Raw genomic sequence first — 19,892 nt, forward strand, 5'->3', positions numbered from 1 at the left:
GGCACACCGATGAGTGACCCCTTCATCGCCGAGATTCGGCTCGTACCCTACGACTACGCTCCGCGTGGCTGGGCGTTCTGCGACGGCCAGCTCCTCTCCATCGCGCAGAACACCGCGCTGTACGCGCTGCTCGGCAACACCTACGGCGGCGACGGGCGCTCGAACTTCGCGCTGCCGAACCTGCAGGGGCGAACGGTCCTCGGCGCCGGCACCGACAGCACCGGGTTCCCGCACGCGCTCGGCGAGTCAGCCGGCGCCGAGAGCGTCGCCCTGCTCAGCATCGAGATGCCCGCGCACTCCCACACCGTGCGGGTGACCGCGGCGGCCGGAACGACGGGCGCGCCCTCCGGTGCCTCGTTCGCGATGCCGCGGGTCGGACGCACGCCGGAGGCCGCCTACGGCACGACCCCGGCGGTGCCGCTCCACCCGGGCACGGTCGGTCAGGCAGGCTCCGGCCAGCCGCACAACAACATGCAGCCCTACCTCGTGCTGCACTACATCATCGCCCTGCAGGGGATCTTCCCGCCGCGGAACTGAGCCCCGCGGCGGGAGCGCGCTACTCCTCCTCGTCCCGCACCGGTGCCACCGTGAGCCGGTCCCCGCTCGGGTCGAGGTCGACGCGCACCAGGTCGCCGTCGCGGATCTCGCCCGCCAGCAGCGCCGTCGCCAGCCGGTCCTCGATCTCGCGCTGCATCAGCCGGCGGAGCGGCCGGGCACCGTAGATCGGGTCGTAGCCGCGTTCGGCCAGCCAGCGTCGCGCGTCCGGGGTGACCGCGAGCTCCAGCCGGCGCTCCTGAAGCCGGCGCATCAGCCGGTCGATGTTGAGCTCGACGATCTCGCCGAGCTCGTCCTGGCTCAGCGCCGAGAACACCACGATGTCGTCGAGCCGGTTCACGAACTCCGGTTTGAACGCCTGCCGCACCATCTGCAGCACCGCCTCCTCGCGCTCGGTCTCGGTGAGCGTCGGGTCGACCAGGTACTGGCTGCCGAGGTTGGAGGTGAGGATGAGGATGGCGTTGCGGAAGTCCACCGTGCGGCCCTGGCCGTCGGTGAGCCGGCCGTCGTCGAGCACCTGCAGCAGCACGTCGAAGACCTCGGGGTGCGCCTTCTCGACCTCATCGAGCAGGATCACCGAGTACGGACGCCGCCGCACGGCCTCGGTCAGCTGGCCGCCCTGCTCGTAACCGACGTACCCGGGAGGAGCGCCGACCAGCCGCGACACGGAGAACTTCTCCCCGTACTCGCTCATGTCGATGCGCACCATCGCCTTCTCGTCGTCGAACAGGAAGGCGGCGAGCGCCTTCGCCAGCTCGGTCTTGCCGACACCGGTGGGGCCGAGGAACAGGAACGATCCGGTCGGGCGCCCGGGGTCGGAGATCCCGGCGCGCGTGCGGCGGACCGCGTCCGCGACCGCCTGAACCGCCTTCTTCTGGCCGATGATGCGGCGGCCGAGCTCGTGCTCCAGGTGCAGCAGCTTCTCGGTCTCGCCCTGGGTGAGCCTGTCGACGGGGATGCCCGTCCACGCCGCCACCACGGCCGCGATGTCGTCGGCGGTGACCTGCTCGTTCACCATCCGCGGGTGGTCGGGGTGCTGCTCGGCCCGCTCGGCCTCCGCCAGCTCCCGCTCGATGTTCGGGATGGTCTCGTACTCGATGCGGGACGCCTCCTGGTAGCGGCCGTCGCGCAGCGCGAGGTCGCGCTGCGTCTTGGCCTCGTCCAGCTGCGAGCGCAGCTCGCCGACGCGGTTCAGCGACGCCTTCTCGGCGCGCCAGCGCTCCTGCAGCTGCTCGAGCTCGTCCTCCTGCTCACGCAGACGCTGCCGCAGTTGCTCCAGACGCTCCTTGCTGGCGTCGTCCTTCTCCTTCTTGAGGGCGAACTCCTCCAGCTTCATCCGCTCGACCTGCCGCTGCAGGGTGTCGATCTCCACCGGGGCGGAGTCGATCTCCATCTTCAGCCGGCTCGCGGCCTCGTCGATGAGGTCGATCGCCTTGTCCGGCAGCTGACGGGCGGTGATGTACCGGTTCGAGAGCGAAGCGGCCGCGACCAGCGCGGAGTCCTCGATCGTCACTCCGTGGTGCGCCTCGTAGCGCCCCTTGAGCCCGCGCAGGATGGCCACCGTGTCCTCCACGCTCGGCTCGCCGACGTAGACCTGCTGGAACCGGCGCTCGAGCGCCGCATCCTTCTCGATGAACTCGCGGTACTCGTTGAGCGTCGTCGCGCCGATGAGCCGCAACTCGCCGCGGGCCAGCATCGGCTTCAGCATGTTGGATGCCGCGACGGACCCCTCGCCGCCGCCCGCGCCCATGAGGATGTGCAGCTCGTCGACGAAGGTGATGATCTGCCCCTCGGCGTCGTTGATCTCCTTGAGGACGGCCTTCAGCCGCTCCTCGAACTGGCCGCGGTACATCGCACCGGCGACGAGCGCCGAGAGGTCGAGCGAGACCAGCTGCTTGCCCTTGAGCGAGTCGGCCACGTCCCCCGCGACGATGCGCTGGGCGAGCCCCTCGACGACGGCCGTCTTGCCGACGCCGGGCTCGCCGATGAGCACCGGGTTGTTCTTGGTGCGGCGGGTCAGCACCTGGCTGACGCGCCGGATCTCGGCGTCCCGCCCGATGACCGGGTCGAGCTTGCCGCTCTTGGCGATCTCCGTGAGGTTCACGCCGTACTGTTCGAGCGCGCTCTTGGCTTCCTCCTGCGTGGAGGGCGCGCCCTGCATGTTCGCCATACTCCTGAAGTCCTTTCCACGTCTTCCGACAGAGTTGAGTCTACTAGGCTCAACTTTGCCTGCGCGACGGGTATTCCAGCGCCAGGCTACTCGGCACGCCCGACGCGCGGGAGGCCCCGGACACCCATCCAGCGACCGGCGCGTCCGCAATTCCGGAGATTCCTGGCCGCCCCGGGCGGAAGACCGGAGCAACGGTCACGCGTGCGGCGTGTCGGCCGAAACCTCCGGAGTCGCCGACGGCTCGTACAGCGCGAGCCGTGTCCCGAGTCCGGACAAGGGGACGGCGATCAGGGCGACGACGGCGACGAAGGGCAACCACAGGGCCGACTGCACCACGCCCAGCACCACCGCGGCGAGCGCGAGCGCGATCAGGCTTCCGAAAGCGGCCGCGAACGGCAGCCGTCGCGTCCGGTGGAGCAGCACCGCGACCGCGGCTCCGAGCGCGGCGACGGCGGCCACGGCCGCGCCGTACAGCGCGCAGAAGGCCGCCATCGGCAGGATCGCGGCAGGCGTGGTCACCGCGAACAGCGCTCCGACCACCGAAGCGATCACCGCACCCGCGGGAACCGCCGTGGCGGCCGCCAGCCACAGCCGCCTGGTCCGCCCCGAGTTCCCCGCCACGCCATCACACTAGCCGTCGGCGGTACCCTGGCCCCATGGTCGACCCGATGGACGTGCGCATCGTGCTCATGGACAGCGCGACCGCCGCCGCGCTCGCGCAGATCCTGCCGCTGCTCCTGCTGACCCTCATGGTGGAGCTGCGGCGCGTGGAACTGCACCGGCGCGGGCGCATCCGGGTCACCCGGCTCCTGCTCGGCCTGTTCTTCCTCCTGTTCGGGATCATCGAGACGATCCTGGTGCTCTCGATCGACGGCACGCTGATCCCGTTCGCGTGGAGCGACCTGGCCGCGGCCCTCGTCATCTTCGGGCTGCTCGCCCTGCTCTTCGCCCTCTCCCTGCTGGATGCCCCGGGCGCGAAGAAGCGCAGGCACGATGAACGCTGACGAGGGCACTGACACCGGGCGCTGGCGCCGCAGTCAGCGCTCCCGGTTCAGCCGGGCGAGCCGCTCGTTGTACGCACGCAGCTCCGCGTCGCCGTCGCGCTCCGCCTGGCGGTCGAGCCGCCGGGCCGCGCGCTCGTCCGACGACACCCAGCGCGCGACCACGAGGAGCGCGACGAGCACCATCGGCAGCTCGGACGCACCCCAGGCGACACCGCCGCCGACGTGCTGGTCCGCGAGCAGGGCCGCGTCGTCCCGTTGCCCGAGCGCGTGGTACCAGTCCGCCGCCAGGACGCTGCCGCTCTCCATCAGCGCCACCCCGAAGAAGGCGTGGAACGCCAGCGTCGCCAGCATCACGATGAACAGGATCGGGAACGCCGGACGCGGAGGACCGGGATCGATCCCGATGAACACCCAGAAGAACAAGTACCCGCTCAGCAGGAAGTGCACGCACATCAGCACATGCCACTGGTGGCTGAACATCGCCGACTCGAACGCGGGGGTGAAGTAGAACGCCACGAGGCTGCCCGCGAAGATCACGCCGGCGACGACCGGGCGGGAGAGGAAGCGCAGGTAGCCGGAGTGGGTCAGCAGGAGCAGCCACTCCCGCATCCCCCTGCTCCCGTCCTGCCGCGCCGGGAGCACGCGCAGCGCGAGCAGCACCGGCCCGCCGAGCACGAACAGCGGAGGCGCGAGCATCATCAGCCCCATGTGCTGCACCATGTGGGTGCTGAAGTGGACGAGGCCGTAGACCGCCGCTCCCCCGCTCGTCAGCCAGACGAGCGCGACGCAGCCGGCGAGCCAGGCGACGAGGCGGCGCACCGGCCACGGGTCGCCGCGACGGCGCAGCCGGACGAACGCCCACACGTACAGCCCGGCGAGCACCGCCGCGAGGGCGAGCCACACCCAGTCCAGGTGGACGACGGTGAACATCCGCTCGACGGTCACCGCAGGCGGGTACGGGAAGCCGAGCAGGCCCTCGCGCGCCTCGTCGCCGGTGAGCGGCTGCTGGGACACGGGCGGAGCGCTGCGCGACAGCCCGACGGAGACGCCGACCGCGACCGCCATGAACACGATCTCCGCCGTCGCGAAGAGGGCGAACGCCCGCCGGTCGGCCGGGTCGCGCCGCAGCCGGGGGATGACGCGTCTGCGCTGCAGCGCACCCCCGATCCCGAGCAGCACGAGGATGGCCGCCTTCACCACGATGAGGATCCCGTACGGCTTCAGCAGATCGGCGGGGGACGCCAGGCGCAGCGACGCGTTGACGATGCCGGAGAACGCGACGGCGGCGAAGGCCCAGCCCGCCATCGTCGAGTACCGCGCGACCGCCGAGGCGAAGCCGCGTTTCATCGTGGAGCGCAGCAGGAGGAGCCCGAGCAGGCCGCCCGCCCAGAGCGTCACGCCGACCAGGTGGACGGCGAGGCTGTTCACCGCATTGGCGTGCTCGGACGACCCCGCGGCGTGCCCGGACAGCGCGAGCGGCAGCAGGGCGAAGAGGGCGAAGCCGAATGCGATGCCGGCCGTCGTGATCCGCCGGGCGAGCACGGCGAGCACCGCCGCGGTCAGCACGGCGGCGGCCGAGACGACAAGCGACTGCCCGAGCTCCACGCCGAACAGGAACGTCCCGAGCGTCGGCCAGAACAGCGCATCCCCCGGCTGGACGCCGGAGACGCTGATGCTGGTCAGCACGATCACGGCCAGCGCGCAGGCGAACCACGCCGCGCCTGCCCGACCCGCCCAACGGGTCGCCCTGGACTGCGCCCAGCCGAGCATCCCCGGCCGCTTCGTCTGGCCGGGAGCGAGGAATGCGGCGACCGCCAGGAGGCCGACCGTCGCGGTGGCCGCGATGTCGTGCAGGGTGCGCGCGATCGGGAGGCCGTAGGTCACCATGTCGCCCGGGTCCTGCAGGGCGCGCCCGGTGAGGAAGGCGCCGGAGAAGACCATGGCGAGCAGCGCGGCGACGACGGCGAGCGGGACCGACAGCACGGCGATGAGGGCAGGGATGCTGACGGGCGGAAGCGGGAGCTCGTGCTCCCGGAACACCGCGTCCCCGGCGGCGCCCGGATCGTTCGGGTCGACCCGGGCGCGGTCGGCGGGGGCGCCGTCCGTCGGCGCGCTCACTCGTCGTCCTCGTCGCGGGAGGGACGCTGCGAGTCGCCCCGGCGGGTCCGGCGTGCGGTCACGAGCACCAGCACGACGCCGACCGCGGCGAGCGCCACGATCCCGACGGCGATGCCGACGACAAGGCCGACCGCGTCACCGGCGCCGGCCCCCGCCCCGGGAGACGAGGTGGATGCCGGGCCGGATCCGTCCCGCGCCTCCTGCTTCGCGGCCCCGCAGGACGGACGCTCGGCGGTGCCTTCGCCGCGGGACGCGCCGGCCGGCGCGCGGTAGTCGAAGCCGATCGACGTGGAGACGGTGTGGCCGTCCGCCGACACGATCTGCCACTCGACGGTGTATGCGCCGTCGGGCCCGAGGGCGACCGGGGCGGAGACGGTCCGGTCCTTGATGCTCGCGCATCCCGTCTCGTAGTGCCGGCCGCCCGAGGTCACCTGGATGAGCGCGGACGAGCCGTCGCCGCTCAGATCGAGCACGCGGTCGTTGAAGGTGAGGCTGACCCGGTCGAGGGGCGCGGTCTGGACGGAGCCTGCGGCCGGGGAGCTCTCCACGAGGTAGTCGTGGGCGCTCGCCGCGGTCGCGGGGGCGAACGTCAGCGCAGCGGCGACGAACGCACCCGCGACCGCAGCGGCCGCCTTCCTCCGTGACCGCGCCGGGCGTGCCGCCCGCGCGGCCGCCGTCACTTGCCCGAACCCCGCGCCGCGCGGCCGCGGCGCGTCGCGGCGAAGACCGCGACGACGAGGGCGATCGCGCCGAGCGCGAGGCCGCCGATGCCGAGACCGATGGCGACCGCCGTGTCGGCCGGAGACGCCGCGGTCGCCGTCGCCGGGGCCTCCGGGGCGGCGGCGACGCTCGGCGCCGTCGCATCCTCCCCGACCGGAGGCGCATCGGTGATGTAGACCGTCGGCGCCGGGTGCTCGGGCTCCGCTCCGGACGCGGGCGTCTTCTGGTCCCAGTCGACGACGGTGCCGTCCGAGTAGTACTGGTGCGTGGGCAGCAGGATGCTGCCGGTGTCCGGCATCGCGCCCGCCGAGATCACGAACTGCTGGAACTGGCCGGGCGCGATCTGCACGCCGGAGTCGGCCGTCCAGACGACCCGGAGGGGCGCCTCGGTGATCGTGCCGGTGTCGGTCTTCACCGGCTTCGGCAGCTTCTCGGTGATCACCTGGGTCGTCCATCCCGCCAGCGGCTGGTAGGAGACGGAACTGAGCGGGGTGTCGGTGGGCAGGTCCACAACGAGCTTGACGGTGCCGGCCGTGGCCGACTCGGTCGGGACCGTGAAGGTCAGGGTGGAGTAGCCGCCGACGGCCGCCTTGTCGGGGTCGACGTGCACGTGGGCGCTGGCGGCCAGCGGGGCAGCGAGCGCGAGGGCGACGGCCGCGACGGCGGCGGCGCCGGCGCGCCAGAGGGAACGCGTGTTCATGGGATGTCCGATTCTCGGCCGCGAGCGCGGCCGGGTAGAGGGATGGCTGACACCTCGGCGCGGGCGCGACGGCGCCCGGGCGCGGAGGCGATGCGTCCTCCCGGCCGCGGACGAGCGGCATCGGACGCCGGATGACGGCGTCGAGCGGCTCAGCGGGCCGGGACGGTCCCCATCGGCGGGCCGCGGTGGCGCATCCCGCCGAGCACGACGTCCAGCGCAGGAAGGGTGGCGGGCGCCGTCTCGATCGGCGCGCGGCGCAGACCGGCGGGCGACGCCAGCACGGCGGTGACCCGGTCGACGAACCGGCGCAGCCGGAAGAACGCGAAGTGGCACGCGGCCCAGAACGCGCGCTCGCCGTGCCGCAGCGCGGCGATGGTGAGGAGCGCGGCGCCGAGGTGGGATGCCCACATCGCCGCGTCGCCCGTGATCAGCGACGCCTCCGGGCCGGTCGCGGCGCCCGGGATGAGTGTCAGGTGCATCCCGGCGTGCAGATGCCCGCCGGCCGGCACGCCGCTGAACGAGGCGGACGGGCTGAGCGAGAACAGCGCGTGGAAGAGGAACTGGCTGATGGCGACCGAGGCCGTCAGGCGCCAGAGCGCCAGCCGCTTGCCCGCGAGCGCGATGCTCGCGAGGGTCGAGAACACGAGGCTGAGCGTGACGGCGACCGCGCTGGGAGCGTCACCGCCACCGGCCATGTGGAAGAGCGCGGCGACGAAGGTCGCGGTGCCGGCGGCCGCGAAGCCGCGGACGACCCGGACACCGCGCGAACTCATGCCTCCGAGTCTATCCGGGAGCCCGTCGGTCAGCTGCGCGGGTCAGACGCCGCCGGGTCGCGGTCGTCGATGCCGGGAGGCGCCTTCTCGTCGAGCTCGTCGGGGAGCTCGAGCGGGCGCCGTGTGTAGTAGCCGCGGGCCCTGCGGTAGTAGATGGCGACCGGGATCAGTCCCACCACGATCAGCCCGACGCCCAGGATGTTGACGATCGGGTCGTTGTTCGGGATGGAGAACCCGAACATGCAGGCCATGAAGATCGCCCCGACGAGCGGCCAGAGGAAGATCAGGAAGAAGTTGCGCACCGAGGCGAAGAGCACCTTGCGGTAGGCCACGATCACCGCGACGCCCGCCAGCGCGTAGTAGAACGTGATCTGCACGCCGATCGAGCTGATGGCGTTGCTCATCACGTCGCCGACGCTGCCGATGAGCGTCGACCCGAGGAACAGCACCACCGAGACCCCGACGACCACCAGCGTGGCAAACGCCGGCGTCCGCCACCGCGGGTGGATGCGGCCGAACGCCTTCGGGAGGGTGTTGTCGCGTCCCATCGCGAACAGCGTCCGCGTGACCTGCACCAGCGTCGTCTCCAGCGTGGCGATGGTGGAGAGGGCGACGGCGACGATCAGGATCTTGCCGCCGAGCCCCGGCCAGACCGCTTGACCGAGCGGCACCAGGATGTTCGCCTGGTTGCTCTCGATGGTCTTCGACGGCAGCATCGTCAGCGTCCCGATCGTGAACAGCACGAACAGCAGGAAGACGATGAGCACGCCGATGATGCCGGCGGAGCCCGCGGACTTGTGGCCGTTCTTGGTCTCCTCGTTGAGGTTCGCCGACACGTCCCAGCCCCAGAAGTAGAACGCCGCGGTCAGGGCGGCCGTGACGAACACTCCGGGGCCGGCGAGGTGGGAGAAGCCGAGCCAGTCCCCCGAGAAGCTGGGACCGGCGTGGCTCGTCGTCGCCGCCCGCACGATCATCAGCACGGCGAACACGACGAGGATCGCCACCTCGATCAGCGACATGATCCACTGCGCCCGCGCGGTGATGTGCACGCCGAACAGCACGCACGCCGCCATCACCAGGAACCAGACCGCTCCGATGGCCGTGATGAGGATGGTGTTGTCCGCCTGGTCCGGCGCGAACAGCGACACGGTCATCGCGCCGGCGGGCAGAGCACCCGCGACCATGAAGATCGTGGCTGAGATCACGAGCGCCCAGCCGGAGAGGAAGCCGAGGATGGGATGCAGCGCCCGCGCGACCCAGGAGTACGCGGCGCCGGCGTTGACGTCGATCCGGCCGAGGTAGAGGAACGCCCACGCGATGCCGAGCATGGGGATGCCGCACCAGAGCAGCACACCGGGGGCGCCGAGGCCGGCGGCCCCGACGAGGATGGCCGTCGTCGCGGCGATCGAGTACGCGGGGGCGGACCCGGCCACCGCCATCACGATGGAACCGGCGGCGCTCACCCCGTCCGCCTGGAGCTCGTGCTTCTGTGCGTTCCCGTGCGTTTCAGTCGCCGCCGGGGAATTCGTGTGCGTCATTGCTCTCCCTACGCATCGCGGATGCGACAGGGGGACGTTAGCAAGCGGCGGTGTTCCCGACAAGCCTTTTCGCCACGGATTCGGTTGAGGTTTCTGAGAAATGCAGAGGAAACCGATACCCCATGCGATGATTTCCTTCGGTTATCGACGCTCGTGCGCGATCGCACGCCGCCGGCCAGGCGCCCGCTCGGGCCGGCCGGTCTGGTTGACTGGACGCCGTGTTCCCGTACGAGCGCCTCCGCCGCCGACCCGACGTGGAGGCGCCCAACCTCTTCGCTTCGGACGCCGCCGACCGCTACCTCGCCGACACGGCGGGCGACGCCGTCCTCGCGCCGGGGCTCGTCGTCATCGGCGACGGCTACGGAGCGCTGACGCTGGCCGCCGCCGCCCGCGGCGCCCGCGGCATCCGGGTGCACCAGGATCCGCTCACCGGCGAACAGGCGCTGGACGCCAACGCCCGCGAGCTCGGCCTGACCGGGGCCTATGAGCACCGAGCCCTGGACGCCGACCTCATCGCCGGCGCGCGGACCGTGCTGCTCCGGCTGCCGCGCAGCCTGGACGCGCTCGAGGAGATCGCCGCGCTGATCGCCGAGCACGCGCATCCAGCTGTCGTCGTCTACGCCGGCGGCATGCTGAAGCACATGACGACCGCCATGAACGCGGTTCTCGGGGAGGTCTTCGGGTCGGTGACCGCGTCACTCGCCCGGCAGAAGGCGCGCATCCTCACGGCGAGCGAGCCACGCCCCGCGGCGGCGACCGCCCTCGACCGCTGGCCCGAGCGCGCGCTCGACGAGGAGACGGGACTCTGGGTCTGCGCCCACGGCGCCGCCTTCGCCGGCGCGTCCGTCGACATCGGGACGCGCCTGCTGCTCTCCGTGCTGGACGACGCGGTCCCGGAAGCGCGCACGGCGATCGACCTCGGTTGCGGGACGGGCGTGCTGGCATCGGCGCTGGCGACCGGCCGGCCCGCGCTGCAGGTGATCGCAACGGACCAGTCGGCGGCCGCCGTCGCCTCGGCCCGTGCGACCGCCGCGGCGAACGGCGTCGCCGACCGGGTGAGGGTGGTCCGCGACGACGGGCTCGCCGGCCGTCCGGACGCGTCGGCCGACCTCATCCTGCTCAACCCGCCGTTCCACATCGGCGGCGCCGTTCACACCGGGATCGCGCACCGGCTCTTCGCCGACGCGGCCCGCGTCCTCTCCCCCGGAGGCGAGCTGTGGACGGTCTGGAACTCGCACCTCGGCTACCGGCCGGCCCTCGAGCGCACCGTCGGGCCGACACGGCAGATCGCACGCAACGCGAAGTTCACGGTCACCGCGTCCCGTCGCCGCTGACCCTCACCACGATTTGCCCCAAATCGTGGGTCTCGCTCGGTCGGAGCCACGATTTGGGGCAATTGTCGTTTCGTCGGTCAGGCGCCGGCGGGCTCGGGTTCGGTGTCCTTCTCGGAGAAGTCCATCACCGGCGGGCGGCGACGGAAGCCACGGGTCAGAACGGCGAGGTAGACCGCACCGAGGAGCATCCAGGAGAGGCCGACGACGAACGTGGTCGCCGTCAGCGACGTCCACAGCCACACGGTCAGCAGGAAGCCGATCGCCGGCAGCACGCCGTAGCGGAACCACTCGCCGGCGGACGCCGCGTCCCTGCCGCCCCTCGGGAAGAGATGGGTGCGGATCACCGAGAGGTTGACCATGGAGAACGCGGCCAGCGCGCCGAAAGAGATCATCGTCGCCGCGACGTCCAGAGTGAGGACGAGCGCGAGCAGCGACACGATGGACACCGCGATCGCGGCGACCCACGGCGTCCGGAACCGTGGGTGCAGTCTGCCGAAGATCCCGGGCAGCACGCGGTCGCGTCCCATCGCGTAGATGATGCGGGACACGCTCACCTGGGTCGTCATACCGGAGCCGAACGCGCCGACCACGTAGACGGCGACGAAGAACGAGGTGAGGAAGGTGCCGCCCACCTTGGCCATCAGGTCGACTCCGGCGGAGTCGACGTCGCCGAACGCGTGCCAGTCGGGGAAGACCAGCGCGCCGAGCCAGGAGACGACGATGAAGATCGCGCCGCCGATGAGTGTGGTGAGCAGGATGGCGCGCGGGATGTCGCGCTTCGGGTTCTTCGCCTCCTCCGCGAGGGTGGAGACCGCGTCGAAGCCGAGGAACGAGAGGGCGAGCACCGCGGCGCCCGCGAAGACCGGACCGAGGCCGCCCTCGCCGGGCAGGAACGGCTCGATGAGGCTCGGCGTCTCGGCGGACGGGTTGGTGACCAGCTCCTTGATCGCGAGCACGGCGAACACCACGACCAGCAGCACGGACAGCGCGACGATCGCGATGTTGAGCCTGTTGACCAGGGTGATTCCGAGCACGTTGAACACCAGCACGAGCAGCAGCGCCGCCAGCGCGAAGACCCACTGCGGCACGTCCGGGAACTGGGTGTTCAGGTAGATGCCGATCAGGAGGAAGTTGATCATCGGCAGGAACAGGTAGTCGAGCATCAGCGTCCACCCGGTGAGGAATCCGACGTGGCCGCCGAACGCCTGCTGCGTGTAGGTGTACGCGGAGCCGGATACGGGATAGCGCCGCGCCATCGCGCCGTAGCTGAGCGCCGTGAAGAGCATGGCGACCAGAGCGACGACGTAGGCGGACGGCAGGTGGTTGTCCGTCGACTTGGTCACGATGCCGTAGGTCGTGAACACCGTGACGGGGGCGAGGTAGGTCAGGCCGAACAGCACGAGAGCCGTCGGTCCGAGTGCGCGTCTGAGCCGCGGCTGCGAGGAGGGGGCGGGCAGGTCGGTCGTGGTCATGGTGCAGGCCTCTCTGAGTCGAGTGGAGCTGACATGTCGGGGGTTGGAGCGGGGAAGGGAAGGGAGAGATTCGGGGCGCGCGCTCAGGCGCGGCGCACCCCGGCGACCCAGGTGCCGAGCACCCGGATCTCGCGCAGTTCGTGCGCGTCGACGGACCGCGGGTCGCGGTCCAGCCAGACCAGGTCGCGTTCGGCCGGGTCGGCGTCGGCGAAGGCCTGGTGGGCGACGCCGGAGGAGTAGGCCTCCAGTGCGTCGGCGAGCGGGATGCGCTCGGCGGGCGTCCATCCGGCCGCGGGCACCCGCTCGGCGGTCTGCCGGGTGACGGCGGTGGCGACGCCCGGGCGCCAGTCGTTGTCGCTGACCGGCCAGTCGCTGCCGAACGACACCTTCGCGTCGCGCAGCAGCGTGCGGATCGGGTACTGCAGCTCCTCGCGCTCCGGGCCGAGCCGCGGCAGCGTGAGGGCGACCATCATCGGGTCGAGCTGCGCCCAGAGCGGCTCGAAGTTGGCGATCACGCCGAGCCGCTCGAACCGCGGCAGGTCGGCGGGGTCGACCACCTGGACGTGGGCGATGACCGGGCGCCGGTCGCGCGGGCCGTTGCGCCGCTCGACGGCCTCGAACACGTCGAGCGCCGTGCGGCAGGCCGCGTCGCCGATGGCGTGCAGGTGCAGCTGGAAGCCGAGGCGGTCGAACGCGACGGCGGCCTCGGCCAGCTCGTCCGCATCCCAGTTCGGCATCCCGCGGTCGCCGGGGGTGTCGGTGTAGTCGGCGAGCATCGCGGCCGTGTGATTCTCGACGACACCGTCGACGAACACCTTGACCGTTCCCGCCGTGAGCAGCGGGTCGGCATTGTCCTGTACGCGGCGACGGGACTCGGTGAAGCCGTCGAGCTGGTCGCGCCAGCGCAGCGGGTCGGCGCGGAGGGCCAGGTTGACGCGGGTGGAGAGCAGGCCGCGTGCGGACGCGTCCAGGTATGCCTCGACCTCCGCGGGCTCGACCCAGGCGTCCTGGATCCAGGCGATGCCGAGTGCGGCGTACTCGGCGGTCGCCAGGCGCAGCGCCTCCACGCGCTCCTCGTGGCTGCGACCGGGCTCGACGGGCAGCAGGAGGTCGACGGCGCCGGGCTCCTGGAGGATGCCGAGCGGGCTGCCGTCGTCGCGACGCGGGATGCGGCCGAGCGGCGGCTCGGGGGTGCCGGCGTCGATCCCGGCGCGGCGGAGCGCCTCCGAGTTCACCCACACCGTGTGGTAGTCCCAGGCACGCAGGACGACCGGACGGTCGGGGACCGCCGCGTCGAGCCAGCGGGCGTCGAACAGCCCCTCCGGTGCGAGGGTCGCGTCGTAGCTGCCGCCGTAGATCCACTCCTGCTCGGGATGCGCCTGCGCCCAGTCGCGCACGCACGCGACGACCTCCTCGACGCTGCCGCACGAGCGCACCTGCGGTCCCAGCTTCTCGAGCCCGCCCTGCAGGGGATGCGCGTGCCCGTCGCCGAACGCCGGGGCCAGGATGCCGCCGCCCAGGTCGACCACCTCGTCCGCGGCCGCCCGCAGCGCCTCCGCCTCGGGACCGGTGGCGACGAGCCGTCCGTCCCGGATCGCCGCCGCCGCGTGCCCGGGCGCGTCCGCGCCGTAGCCGCCGATGATGGTCCCGTTGACGAAGACGGTGTCGCCCATCCCACCTCCATAAATGAATGACGTTCTTTTATTTCGACAGATACTAGGGTGTGAGCGTGCCCGAACGGAAGAGCAGCGCCGGAATCGACCGGCCGGCGCGGCGGGCCGGCCGGCCCAAGACGACCGTTCTCACCCGCGAGATGATCGCGGACGCCGCACTTCGGCTGCTCGATACGAGCGGCGCGGACGGCTTCACGATGTCCCGGCTCGCGCAGGCGTTGCGGGTGCGACCGAGCGCCCTCTACAACCACGTCGACGGCAAGGAGGACGTGATCGCGGGCGTGCGCGAGCTCATCAGCGACCGCATCGACGTCAGCGCGTTCGCCGACCAGCCGTGGGACGAGGCGGTGCGGCAGTGGGCGTATTCCTACCGGGTCGCGTTCGCCACGCATCCGCCCACGATCGCCCTGCTCGCCACCCTGCCGCTCAGCGGCGCCCGGCGGACGATGCGCATGTACGACACGGTGGTCGCAGCGATGGTGCGGGCGGGCTGGCCGGAGCCGGAGGTGCTGCCGACGATCGTCGCGGTGGAGTCGTTCATCCTGGGGTCGGCGCTGGACGCGGTCGCCCCCGGCGACATGTTCGACCCGTCCGGCGCCGAGGACGAGGTGCCCGCGTTCGCGTCGGCCTACGCGGCGCGCATCGCCGCGGCAGGCGCGGCGCCCCCCGCCGACGGCGCGTTCGCCGTGGGCCTGAACGCGCTGCTCGCGGGCCTGCGCGTGCGGTTCGCGGAGCTCACCAGCCGCTGACGGGCACGAGCGGTCGCGACACGCCGCGTCGCTGCCGGCCTGGCGGCGTGTCGCGACCGCTCATCGCCGGAGTTGCGAACGGCGACGGGAGCCGCGGCGGGCGACCCTAGATCCAGCCCTTGCGCTTGAAGACGAGGTAGAGGCCGACGCCCATCCCGAGCATCAGCAGCAGGGCGAACGGGTAGCCGAGCGACCAGTGCAGCTCGGGCATGTTCGAGAAGTTCATCCCGTACACCGTGCCGACGAGCGTCGGCGTGAACAGCACCGCGGCCCATCCCGAGATCTTCTTGACCTCGTCGTTCTGCGCCTGGCCGACGAGCGTGGTGTGCACCATGAGCGCGTTCTGCAGGATCTGGCGGAAGCCGTCCGCGCGCTCGCTGACGCGGATGATGTGGTCCTGCACGTCCCGGAACCCGTCGCGGAGGCCCGCGTCCCCGTCGCGGGCCGCGATCGCGTCGCGCACCGTCTGCAGCACATCCCGCAGCGGGTCGACCGCGCGCTGGAAGACCATGACCTCCCGGGAGAGCTCGTAGATGCGGCGCGAGACGCCGCGGTCCCCGTTGAAGAGCTGGTCCTCGATCTCGTCGATGTCGTTCTCGAGCCCCGCGACGACCGGCGCGTACTCGTCGACGATCTCGTCGAGGATGCCGTACAGCGCGGCGAGCGGGCCGTGCGCGAGCAGCGAGCCGTCGTGCTCCAGCCGCCGGCGCACCGCCGCCAGGTCGGGACGCTCGAAGTGCCGCACCGTGATCACGAAGTCCTCGCCGAGGAAGACGTGCACCTCGCCGAACTCGACTTCCTCGACGTCGTCGAGGTAGGTCGCGGGACGCAGCACGACGAACGTGGTCGACCCGTACTTCTCGATCTTGGCCCGCTGGTGACCGGCGAGGGCGTCCTCGACGGCGAGCGCGGGCAGGTCGAACTCGGCCGCGACCGCGCCGAGCTCCTCCCTGGTCGGCCGGTAGAGGCCGATCCAGGCGAAGCCGCCGCGGTCGCGGACCGTCTCGAACGTGTCCTCGAGCGAGACCGGACTGGTCCGGATGCCGTGCACGTACACGGCGTTGTCGACGATCATGGCGGCTCCTTCCGACCGCCACCGTAGCCGATCAGACCGTGAACTCCAGGGGGTTGCCGAGCGTGGCGACGGACGTGCCGACCCGCACCGCGTAGGTGCCGGGCTCGGTGCGCCAGGCGTGGTCGTCGACCGACCAGTACTGCAGCGAGCGCGGCTCGAGCTCGACCGTCGCGACGGCGGTCTCCCCCGGCTGGACGCGCACCACCGCGTAGCCGGCCAGCCAGAGCACCGGACGTTCGATCGCCGACTCCGACACCCGCGACAGGTAGACCTGCACGACCTGCTTGCCCGCGCGCTCCCCGGTGTTGGTGACGGGGACGCTCACGACCAGCCCGTCGACCGCCGCCTCGCCGAGGGACCACGAGGTGTAGCCGAGACCGTGCCCGAACGGGATGGCCGGGGCCGGTCCGCCGAGCGCCTGCCTGCGCAGCCACTCGCGGTAGCCGACGTTCAGCTTCTCCTCGTAGTGCAGAGCGCCGTCGACGGGCTCGACCTGCCAGACCGGCACGTCCTCCTCGTCCGCGGCCCAGGTGGTCGGGATGCGCCCACCCGGCTCGACCGCTCCCGTCAGCACGTCCGCGAGCGCGCCTCCCATCTCCTGACCAGGGAACCAGGTCAGGAGCACGGCGGGCGCCTCCTCGAGCCACGGCAGGATCACCGGACCGCCCGAGTTCACCACAACGACCGTCCGCGGGTTCGCGGCGGCGACGCGGCGGACCAGCGCGTCCTGTCCGTCTGGCAGACGCAGCCCGACGCGGTCGAAGCCCTCCGACTCCAGGGTCTCCGTCGTGCCGACCACGACGACGGCCACGTCGGCGCCGGCGGCGGCCTCCACCGCGCGCTGCAGCTCCGCGTCCGGGTCGGCGAAGGGCTCCTCGTAACCGAAGGTGAACATCACGGCGGCGAGCTCCGGCTGCACCTGGGGGCGGTGCTCCAGGCGCAGCGACACCGTCTGGCCTGCGCGGAGGGTGACGGGGAACGACTGCTTCGGCGGGTTGAGGAACGCCATGAACGGGTCCGTGCCCTCGGGGAAGAACAGGCCGTCGCTCTTCAGCTCGCCGTCCACCTCGAACCGGAACAGGCCGAGGCCGGCGAAACCGACCGCGTACTCGCCGTCCGCGGGTGCCGTGAAGTCGCCGGTCACCTCGACGACGGCCGTCGAGCCGAGCACGGGGTCGCCGAGCCACGCGAGCCGCCCGCTCAGCCGGTGCTCGTCGAGCAGGATGCCGCCGTCGGCGTCGAGGAAGCGCACGTGCACGCCGCCCTCACCGGTCACCGGGTCGGTGGACACGCGGCCATCGAGCGGGAGGACGGACTCCGAGGAGCGCACGCCCGGCGCGAACCGCACGTTCTGCTCGCCGAACGCCTCGGTGATCCCGTCGAGCGGCGTGACGACGTGCTGCGGGAAGACCGTCGCGGACCCGCCGCCCTGGCTGCGGGCGATGCGGGCGTGCTGGCCGAGCACCGCGACGGTCGTGCTGCCTGGCGCGACCGGGAGCAGGCCGCCCTCGTTGCGCACGAGCACCATCCCGTCGGCGGCGGCCTCGCGCAGCAGGGCGTCGATGCGCTCCTGCGGCCACGGCTCGGCGACCGGGGTCGCCGGCTCCACGCCGTCGAGATCGCCGAGACGACCGGCGAGGCGCAGGATGCGTCGCACCTTCTCGTCGACGTCCGCCTCGGGAACCTGGCCGTTGCGGACGGCCTCCACCAGCGCGGCGCCCCAGACGCCCTGCGGGCCGGGCATCGCGAGGTCCTGCGCCGAGGTGGCCGCGGCGACGGTGTCGCGCACGCCGCCCCAATCGGAGACGACGACGCCGTCGAAGCCCCACTCCTCCTTCAGCGGCGAGCGCAACAGGTCGTTCTCGGTCATCGTGACGCCGTTGACCGAGTTGTACGACGACATCACCAGCCACGCGCCGCCCTCCACGACCATCCGCTCGAACGGCGCCAGGTACACCTCGCGCAGGGTGCGCTCGTCGACATGCACGTCGACCGTCATCCGGTCGGTCTCGCTGTCGTTCGCGACGTAGTGCTTGGGCGTCGCCGCGACACCGCACGACTGCACGCCCTTCACGAAGGCCGTGCCGACGACGCCGGAGAGCCACGGGTCCTCGCTGTACGCCTCGAAGTGGCGGCCGCCGCGCGGCGAGCGCTGGATGTTCACCGTGGGGCCGAGCGCGACCCCGACACCCTTGCGGCGCGCCTCCGCCGCGATCAGCTGCCCGAGCCGGTGCACGCGGTCGACGTCCCAGGAGGCCGCGAGCGCGGTCGGGGAGGGCAGGTTCGCCGACGCGTCTCGCTCGTCCCAGAGCTGTCCGCGGATGCCGGCCGGGCCGTCGGAGACGACGATCGTGCCGAGGCCGATCTGCGGCTCGTCGTGCAGCGTCCAGAACGAGGCGCCCGTGAGCAGGCGCACCTTCTGCTCGAGCGAGAGCGATTCGAGGAGCCCGTCCAGGAACTGCTCGGTGGTGGTGGTGTCGGTCATGGTGTGGAGCTCCTAGCGGACGGACTTGATCGGGAGGACGGCGAACGCGCCGACGATGGCGATGACGATGCCGATGGGGAAGAGGGGAGTGTACGCGCCTCCGAAGGCGACGACGATGAGGCCGGCCAGGCCCGGGGCCAGCGTCTGCGGCAGGGTCGCGGCGATGTTCAGCACCCCGAGGTCCTTGGCGAAGTCGTCCTTGGACGGCAGGACCTCGCTCATCAGCGCGGTGTCCACCGACTGGTACGCGCCGAAGCCGAGGCCGGAGACGAACGAGAAGACCAGCATCCCGGTGACGGTCGGCATCACGAGCGGGAAGACCAGGGAGATCGCCAGGATGATGCCGGCGACGATCACCACGATCTTGCGGCGGCCGAGCTTGTCGGAGAGCGGTCCGCCGATCAGGGTGGAGATGAGCGTGCCCGCGAGCGAGAGGATGCCGAGCAGCGGCACCAGGGCGACCGCCTTGTCCTTCAGGCCGATGTAGTCCTGCAGGATGTAGAGCTGGTAGCCGGTGACCATGAAGTAGCCGGCGAACAGCAGGAGGCGGCCGGTGAAGCCCCAGAAGAAGTCGGGGTGCTTGACCGGGCTGACCCAGAACGTCTTGAGGAAGGCGACGAAGTCGAACGGCGGCTTCGGCTCTCCCCTGTTGGAGCGGTCGGGGTTGAGGACGACGAACAGCACGAGCACGACGAGGGCGACGCCCGCGAACACCAGGTAGCCGGCGGGGATGGCCGTCGCGAACGCGGCGCCGGCGATCTGGCCGCCGAGCGCTCCGAGCATCAGCCCGAGCCCGCTCAGGGCGGAGAACGTGCCGCGGACGGCGCTCGGGACGCGGTCGGGGAGGATGGCGCTCAGCGGCCCCTGGGCGAAGTTGTAGGCGATCTGCACGATGACCCAGGCGATGCCGACCTGGACGAGCGTGCTGCCGACGCCCATCCCGATCAGGGCGAGCCCGCCGATGAGGACGCCGCCGACCATCCACGGCGCCCGGCGGCCGAACCGGCTGCGGGTGCGGTCGGAGACGGTGCCGGCGATGGGCTGGGCGACCATGGCGGCGAAGGCGCCGATCGTCGCGATGACGGCGAGTGCTCCGGCCTTGGCCGTCGGGTCGTCGCCGACGATGCCCTGCACCTGCAGCGGGAGCAGGATGCCGGGCACCGCTCCCCAGATGCCGAAGATGGCGAGGTTCGCCACGCTCATCGACAGCATCAGCTTCAGGAGGCGCCCGCGGACCTTGACCTTCCCGGCCGGCTGCGCGGAGACGGCGGAGGTCGGCGCGGCCGAGAACGGGGAATCGGCGGTGGTGAGCGTGGAACCGAGGGCCGCGCTGTCGGGCACACCCGTCAGGTTGGACGGGATGGTCGGCTGCACGGGCCGGGGGCCCTCGGGGAAGTCGTCTGACGGCGTTGTCACGGGTTCAGTCCTTTCGAAGCAGGCGGCGTTGCGTGCTAACACGCGTAACCATACGGGACCGATTCCACGAATACAAGCTATTGCTCGGTTTTGGTTACGCGAGTTAGCAC

At 71.7% G+C, this 19,892-nt stretch carries 16 protein-coding genes; 4 read left to right on the top strand and 12 right to left on the bottom strand.

Annotation, left to right across the window (positions count from 1 at the left end; genetic code table 11):
* Positions 1-9: 9 nt before the first annotated feature.
* On the top strand, positions 10-537 hold the full coding sequence (locus AAME72_RS05470; protein WP_348789229.1) for a tail fiber protein: 528 nt from the start codon (positions 10-12) through the stop codon (positions 535-537).
* 19 nt (positions 538-556) lie between these two features.
* On the opposite strand, the gene AAME72_RS05475 is transcribed toward AAME72_RS05470, so the two are convergent.
* Positions 557-2,725: an AAA family ATPase gene (locus tag AAME72_RS05475; RefSeq protein ID WP_348789230.1), complete on the bottom strand. Its 2,169-nt coding sequence runs from the start codon at positions 2,723-2,725 to the stop codon at positions 557-559.
* 195 nt (positions 2,726-2,920) lie between these two features.
* A complete protein-coding gene (locus AAME72_RS05480) occupies positions 2,921-3,346 on the bottom strand; it encodes a hypothetical protein (protein WP_348789231.1) in 426 nt (141 codons plus the stop codon).
* A 35-nt stretch (positions 3,347-3,381) separates the two neighbouring features.
* Between AAME72_RS05480 and AAME72_RS05485 the strand changes: the two genes are divergently transcribed.
* On the top strand, positions 3,382-3,729 hold the full coding sequence (locus AAME72_RS05485) for a hypothetical protein (RefSeq protein WP_348789232.1): 348 nt from the start codon (positions 3,382-3,384) through the stop codon (positions 3,727-3,729).
* A 33-nt stretch (positions 3,730-3,762) separates the two neighbouring features.
* Here the strand turns inward: AAME72_RS05485 and AAME72_RS05490 are convergent, their stop codons facing one another.
* The 5 genes from AAME72_RS05490 to AAME72_RS05510 all read right to left on the bottom strand — a co-directional run bounded on the left by AAME72_RS05490 (position 3,763) and on the right by AAME72_RS05510 (position 9,578).
* Positions 3,763-5,847 carry a bifunctional copper resistance protein CopD/cytochrome c oxidase assembly protein gene (locus tag AAME72_RS05490; protein ID WP_348789233.1) on the bottom strand — a complete coding sequence of 695 codons (2,085 nt, stop codon included), beginning with the start codon at positions 5,845-5,847 and terminating at the stop codon, positions 3,763-3,765.
* Positions 5,844-6,527 carry a copper resistance CopC family protein gene (locus AAME72_RS05495; RefSeq protein WP_348789234.1) on the bottom strand — a complete coding sequence of 228 codons (684 nt, stop codon included), beginning with the start codon at positions 6,525-6,527 and terminating at the stop codon, positions 5,844-5,846. The genes AAME72_RS05490 and AAME72_RS05495 overlap by 4 nt, the downstream gene beginning before the upstream one ends.
* On the bottom strand, positions 6,524-7,267 hold the full coding sequence (locus tag AAME72_RS05500; RefSeq protein ID WP_348789235.1) for a YcnI family protein: 744 nt from the start codon (positions 7,265-7,267) through the stop codon (positions 6,524-6,526). The genes AAME72_RS05495 and AAME72_RS05500 overlap by 4 nt, the downstream gene beginning before the upstream one ends.
* Before the next feature lie 149 nt (positions 7,268-7,416).
* Positions 7,417-8,040 (bottom strand): hypothetical protein, encoded by a 624-nt coding sequence (locus AAME72_RS05505; RefSeq protein ID WP_348789236.1) that lies wholly within the window; start codon positions 8,038-8,040, stop codon positions 7,417-7,419.
* Positions 8,041-8,069: 29 nt separating this feature from the next.
* Complete coding sequence (locus tag AAME72_RS05510; protein WP_348789237.1) at positions 8,070-9,578, bottom strand: APC family permease; 1,509 nt, start codon at positions 9,576-9,578, stop codon at positions 8,070-8,072.
* Between the two features lie 218 nt (positions 9,579-9,796).
* Between AAME72_RS05510 and AAME72_RS05515 the strand changes: the two genes are divergently transcribed.
* A complete protein-coding gene (locus tag AAME72_RS05515; protein WP_348789238.1) occupies positions 9,797-10,912 on the top strand; it encodes a methyltransferase in 1,116 nt (371 codons plus the stop codon).
* A 77-nt stretch (positions 10,913-10,989) separates the two neighbouring features.
* Here AAME72_RS05515 and AAME72_RS05520 read toward each other — a convergent pair whose 3' ends face one another.
* Both AAME72_RS05520 and AAME72_RS05525 read right to left on the bottom strand, forming a co-directional pair.
* A complete protein-coding gene (locus AAME72_RS05520; RefSeq protein ID WP_348789239.1) occupies positions 10,990-12,384 on the bottom strand; it encodes an APC family permease in 1,395 nt (464 codons plus the stop codon).
* Between the two features lie 83 nt (positions 12,385-12,467).
* Positions 12,468-14,057, bottom strand: coding sequence for an amidohydrolase (locus AAME72_RS05525; protein WP_348789240.1), 1,590 nt, complete (start codon positions 14,055-14,057; stop codon positions 12,468-12,470).
* A gap of 56 nt (positions 14,058-14,113) precedes the next feature.
* On the opposite strand from AAME72_RS05525, the gene AAME72_RS05530 reads away from it, so the two are divergent.
* A complete protein-coding gene (locus AAME72_RS05530) occupies positions 14,114-14,806 on the top strand; it encodes a TetR/AcrR family transcriptional regulator C-terminal domain-containing protein (protein ID WP_348789241.1) in 693 nt (230 codons plus the stop codon).
* Between the two features lie 106 nt (positions 14,807-14,912).
* Here the strand turns inward: AAME72_RS05530 and AAME72_RS05535 are convergent, their stop codons facing one another.
* The 3 genes from AAME72_RS05535 to AAME72_RS05545 are packed head-to-tail and all read right to left on the bottom strand — an operon-like array spanning position 14,913 to position 19,782.
* Positions 14,913-15,881, bottom strand: a complete 969-nt coding sequence (locus tag AAME72_RS05535; protein ID WP_348789242.1) for a magnesium and cobalt transport protein CorA — start codon at positions 15,879-15,881, stop codon at positions 14,913-14,915.
* 31 nt (positions 15,882-15,912) lie between these two features.
* Complete coding sequence (locus AAME72_RS05540; RefSeq protein WP_348789243.1) at positions 15,913-18,366, bottom strand: glycoside hydrolase family 3 C-terminal domain-containing protein; 2,454 nt, start codon at positions 18,364-18,366, stop codon at positions 15,913-15,915.
* 12 nt (positions 18,367-18,378) lie between these two features.
* Complete coding sequence (locus AAME72_RS05545; protein WP_348789244.1) at positions 18,379-19,782, bottom strand: MFS transporter; 1,404 nt, start codon at positions 19,780-19,782, stop codon at positions 18,379-18,381.
* Positions 19,783-19,892: the final 110 nt, after the last annotated feature.

Source organism: Leifsonia sp. NPDC080035 (assembly GCF_040050925.1).
GTDB lineage: Bacteria > Actinomycetota > Actinomycetes > Actinomycetales > Microbacteriaceae > Leifsonia.

Coding starts and splice junctions, on each gene's coding strand:
- AAME72_RS05470 (WP_348789229.1), top strand. CDS start 10: ATGAGTGACCCCTTCATCGCCGAGATTCGGCTCGTACCCTACGACTAC.
- AAME72_RS05475 (WP_348789230.1), bottom strand. CDS start 2,725: ATGGCGAACATGCAGGGCGCGCCCTCCACGCAGGAGGAAGCCAAGAGC.
- AAME72_RS05485 (WP_348789232.1), top strand. CDS start 3,382: ATGGTCGACCCGATGGACGTGCGCATCGTGCTCATGGACAGCGCGACC.
- AAME72_RS05500 (WP_348789235.1), bottom strand. CDS start 7,267: ATGAACACGCGTTCCCTCTGGCGCGCCGGCGCCGCCGCCGTCGCGGCC.
- AAME72_RS05505 (WP_348789236.1), bottom strand. CDS start 8,040: ATGAGTTCGCGCGGTGTCCGGGTCGTCCGCGGCTTCGCGGCCGCCGGC.
- AAME72_RS05510 (WP_348789237.1), bottom strand. CDS start 9,578: ATGACGCACACGAATTCCCCGGCGGCGACTGAAACGCACGGGAACGCA.
- AAME72_RS05520 (WP_348789239.1), bottom strand. CDS start 12,384: ATGACCACGACCGACCTGCCCGCCCCCTCCTCGCAGCCGCGGCTCAGA.
- AAME72_RS05525 (WP_348789240.1), bottom strand. CDS start 14,057: ATGGGCGACACCGTCTTCGTCAACGGGACCATCATCGGCGGCTACGGC.
- AAME72_RS05535 (WP_348789242.1), bottom strand. CDS start 15,881: ATGATCGTCGACAACGCCGTGTACGTGCACGGCATCCGGACCAGTCCG.
- AAME72_RS05540 (WP_348789243.1), bottom strand. CDS start 18,366: ATGACCGACACCACCACCACCGAGCAGTTCCTGGACGGGCTCCTCGAA.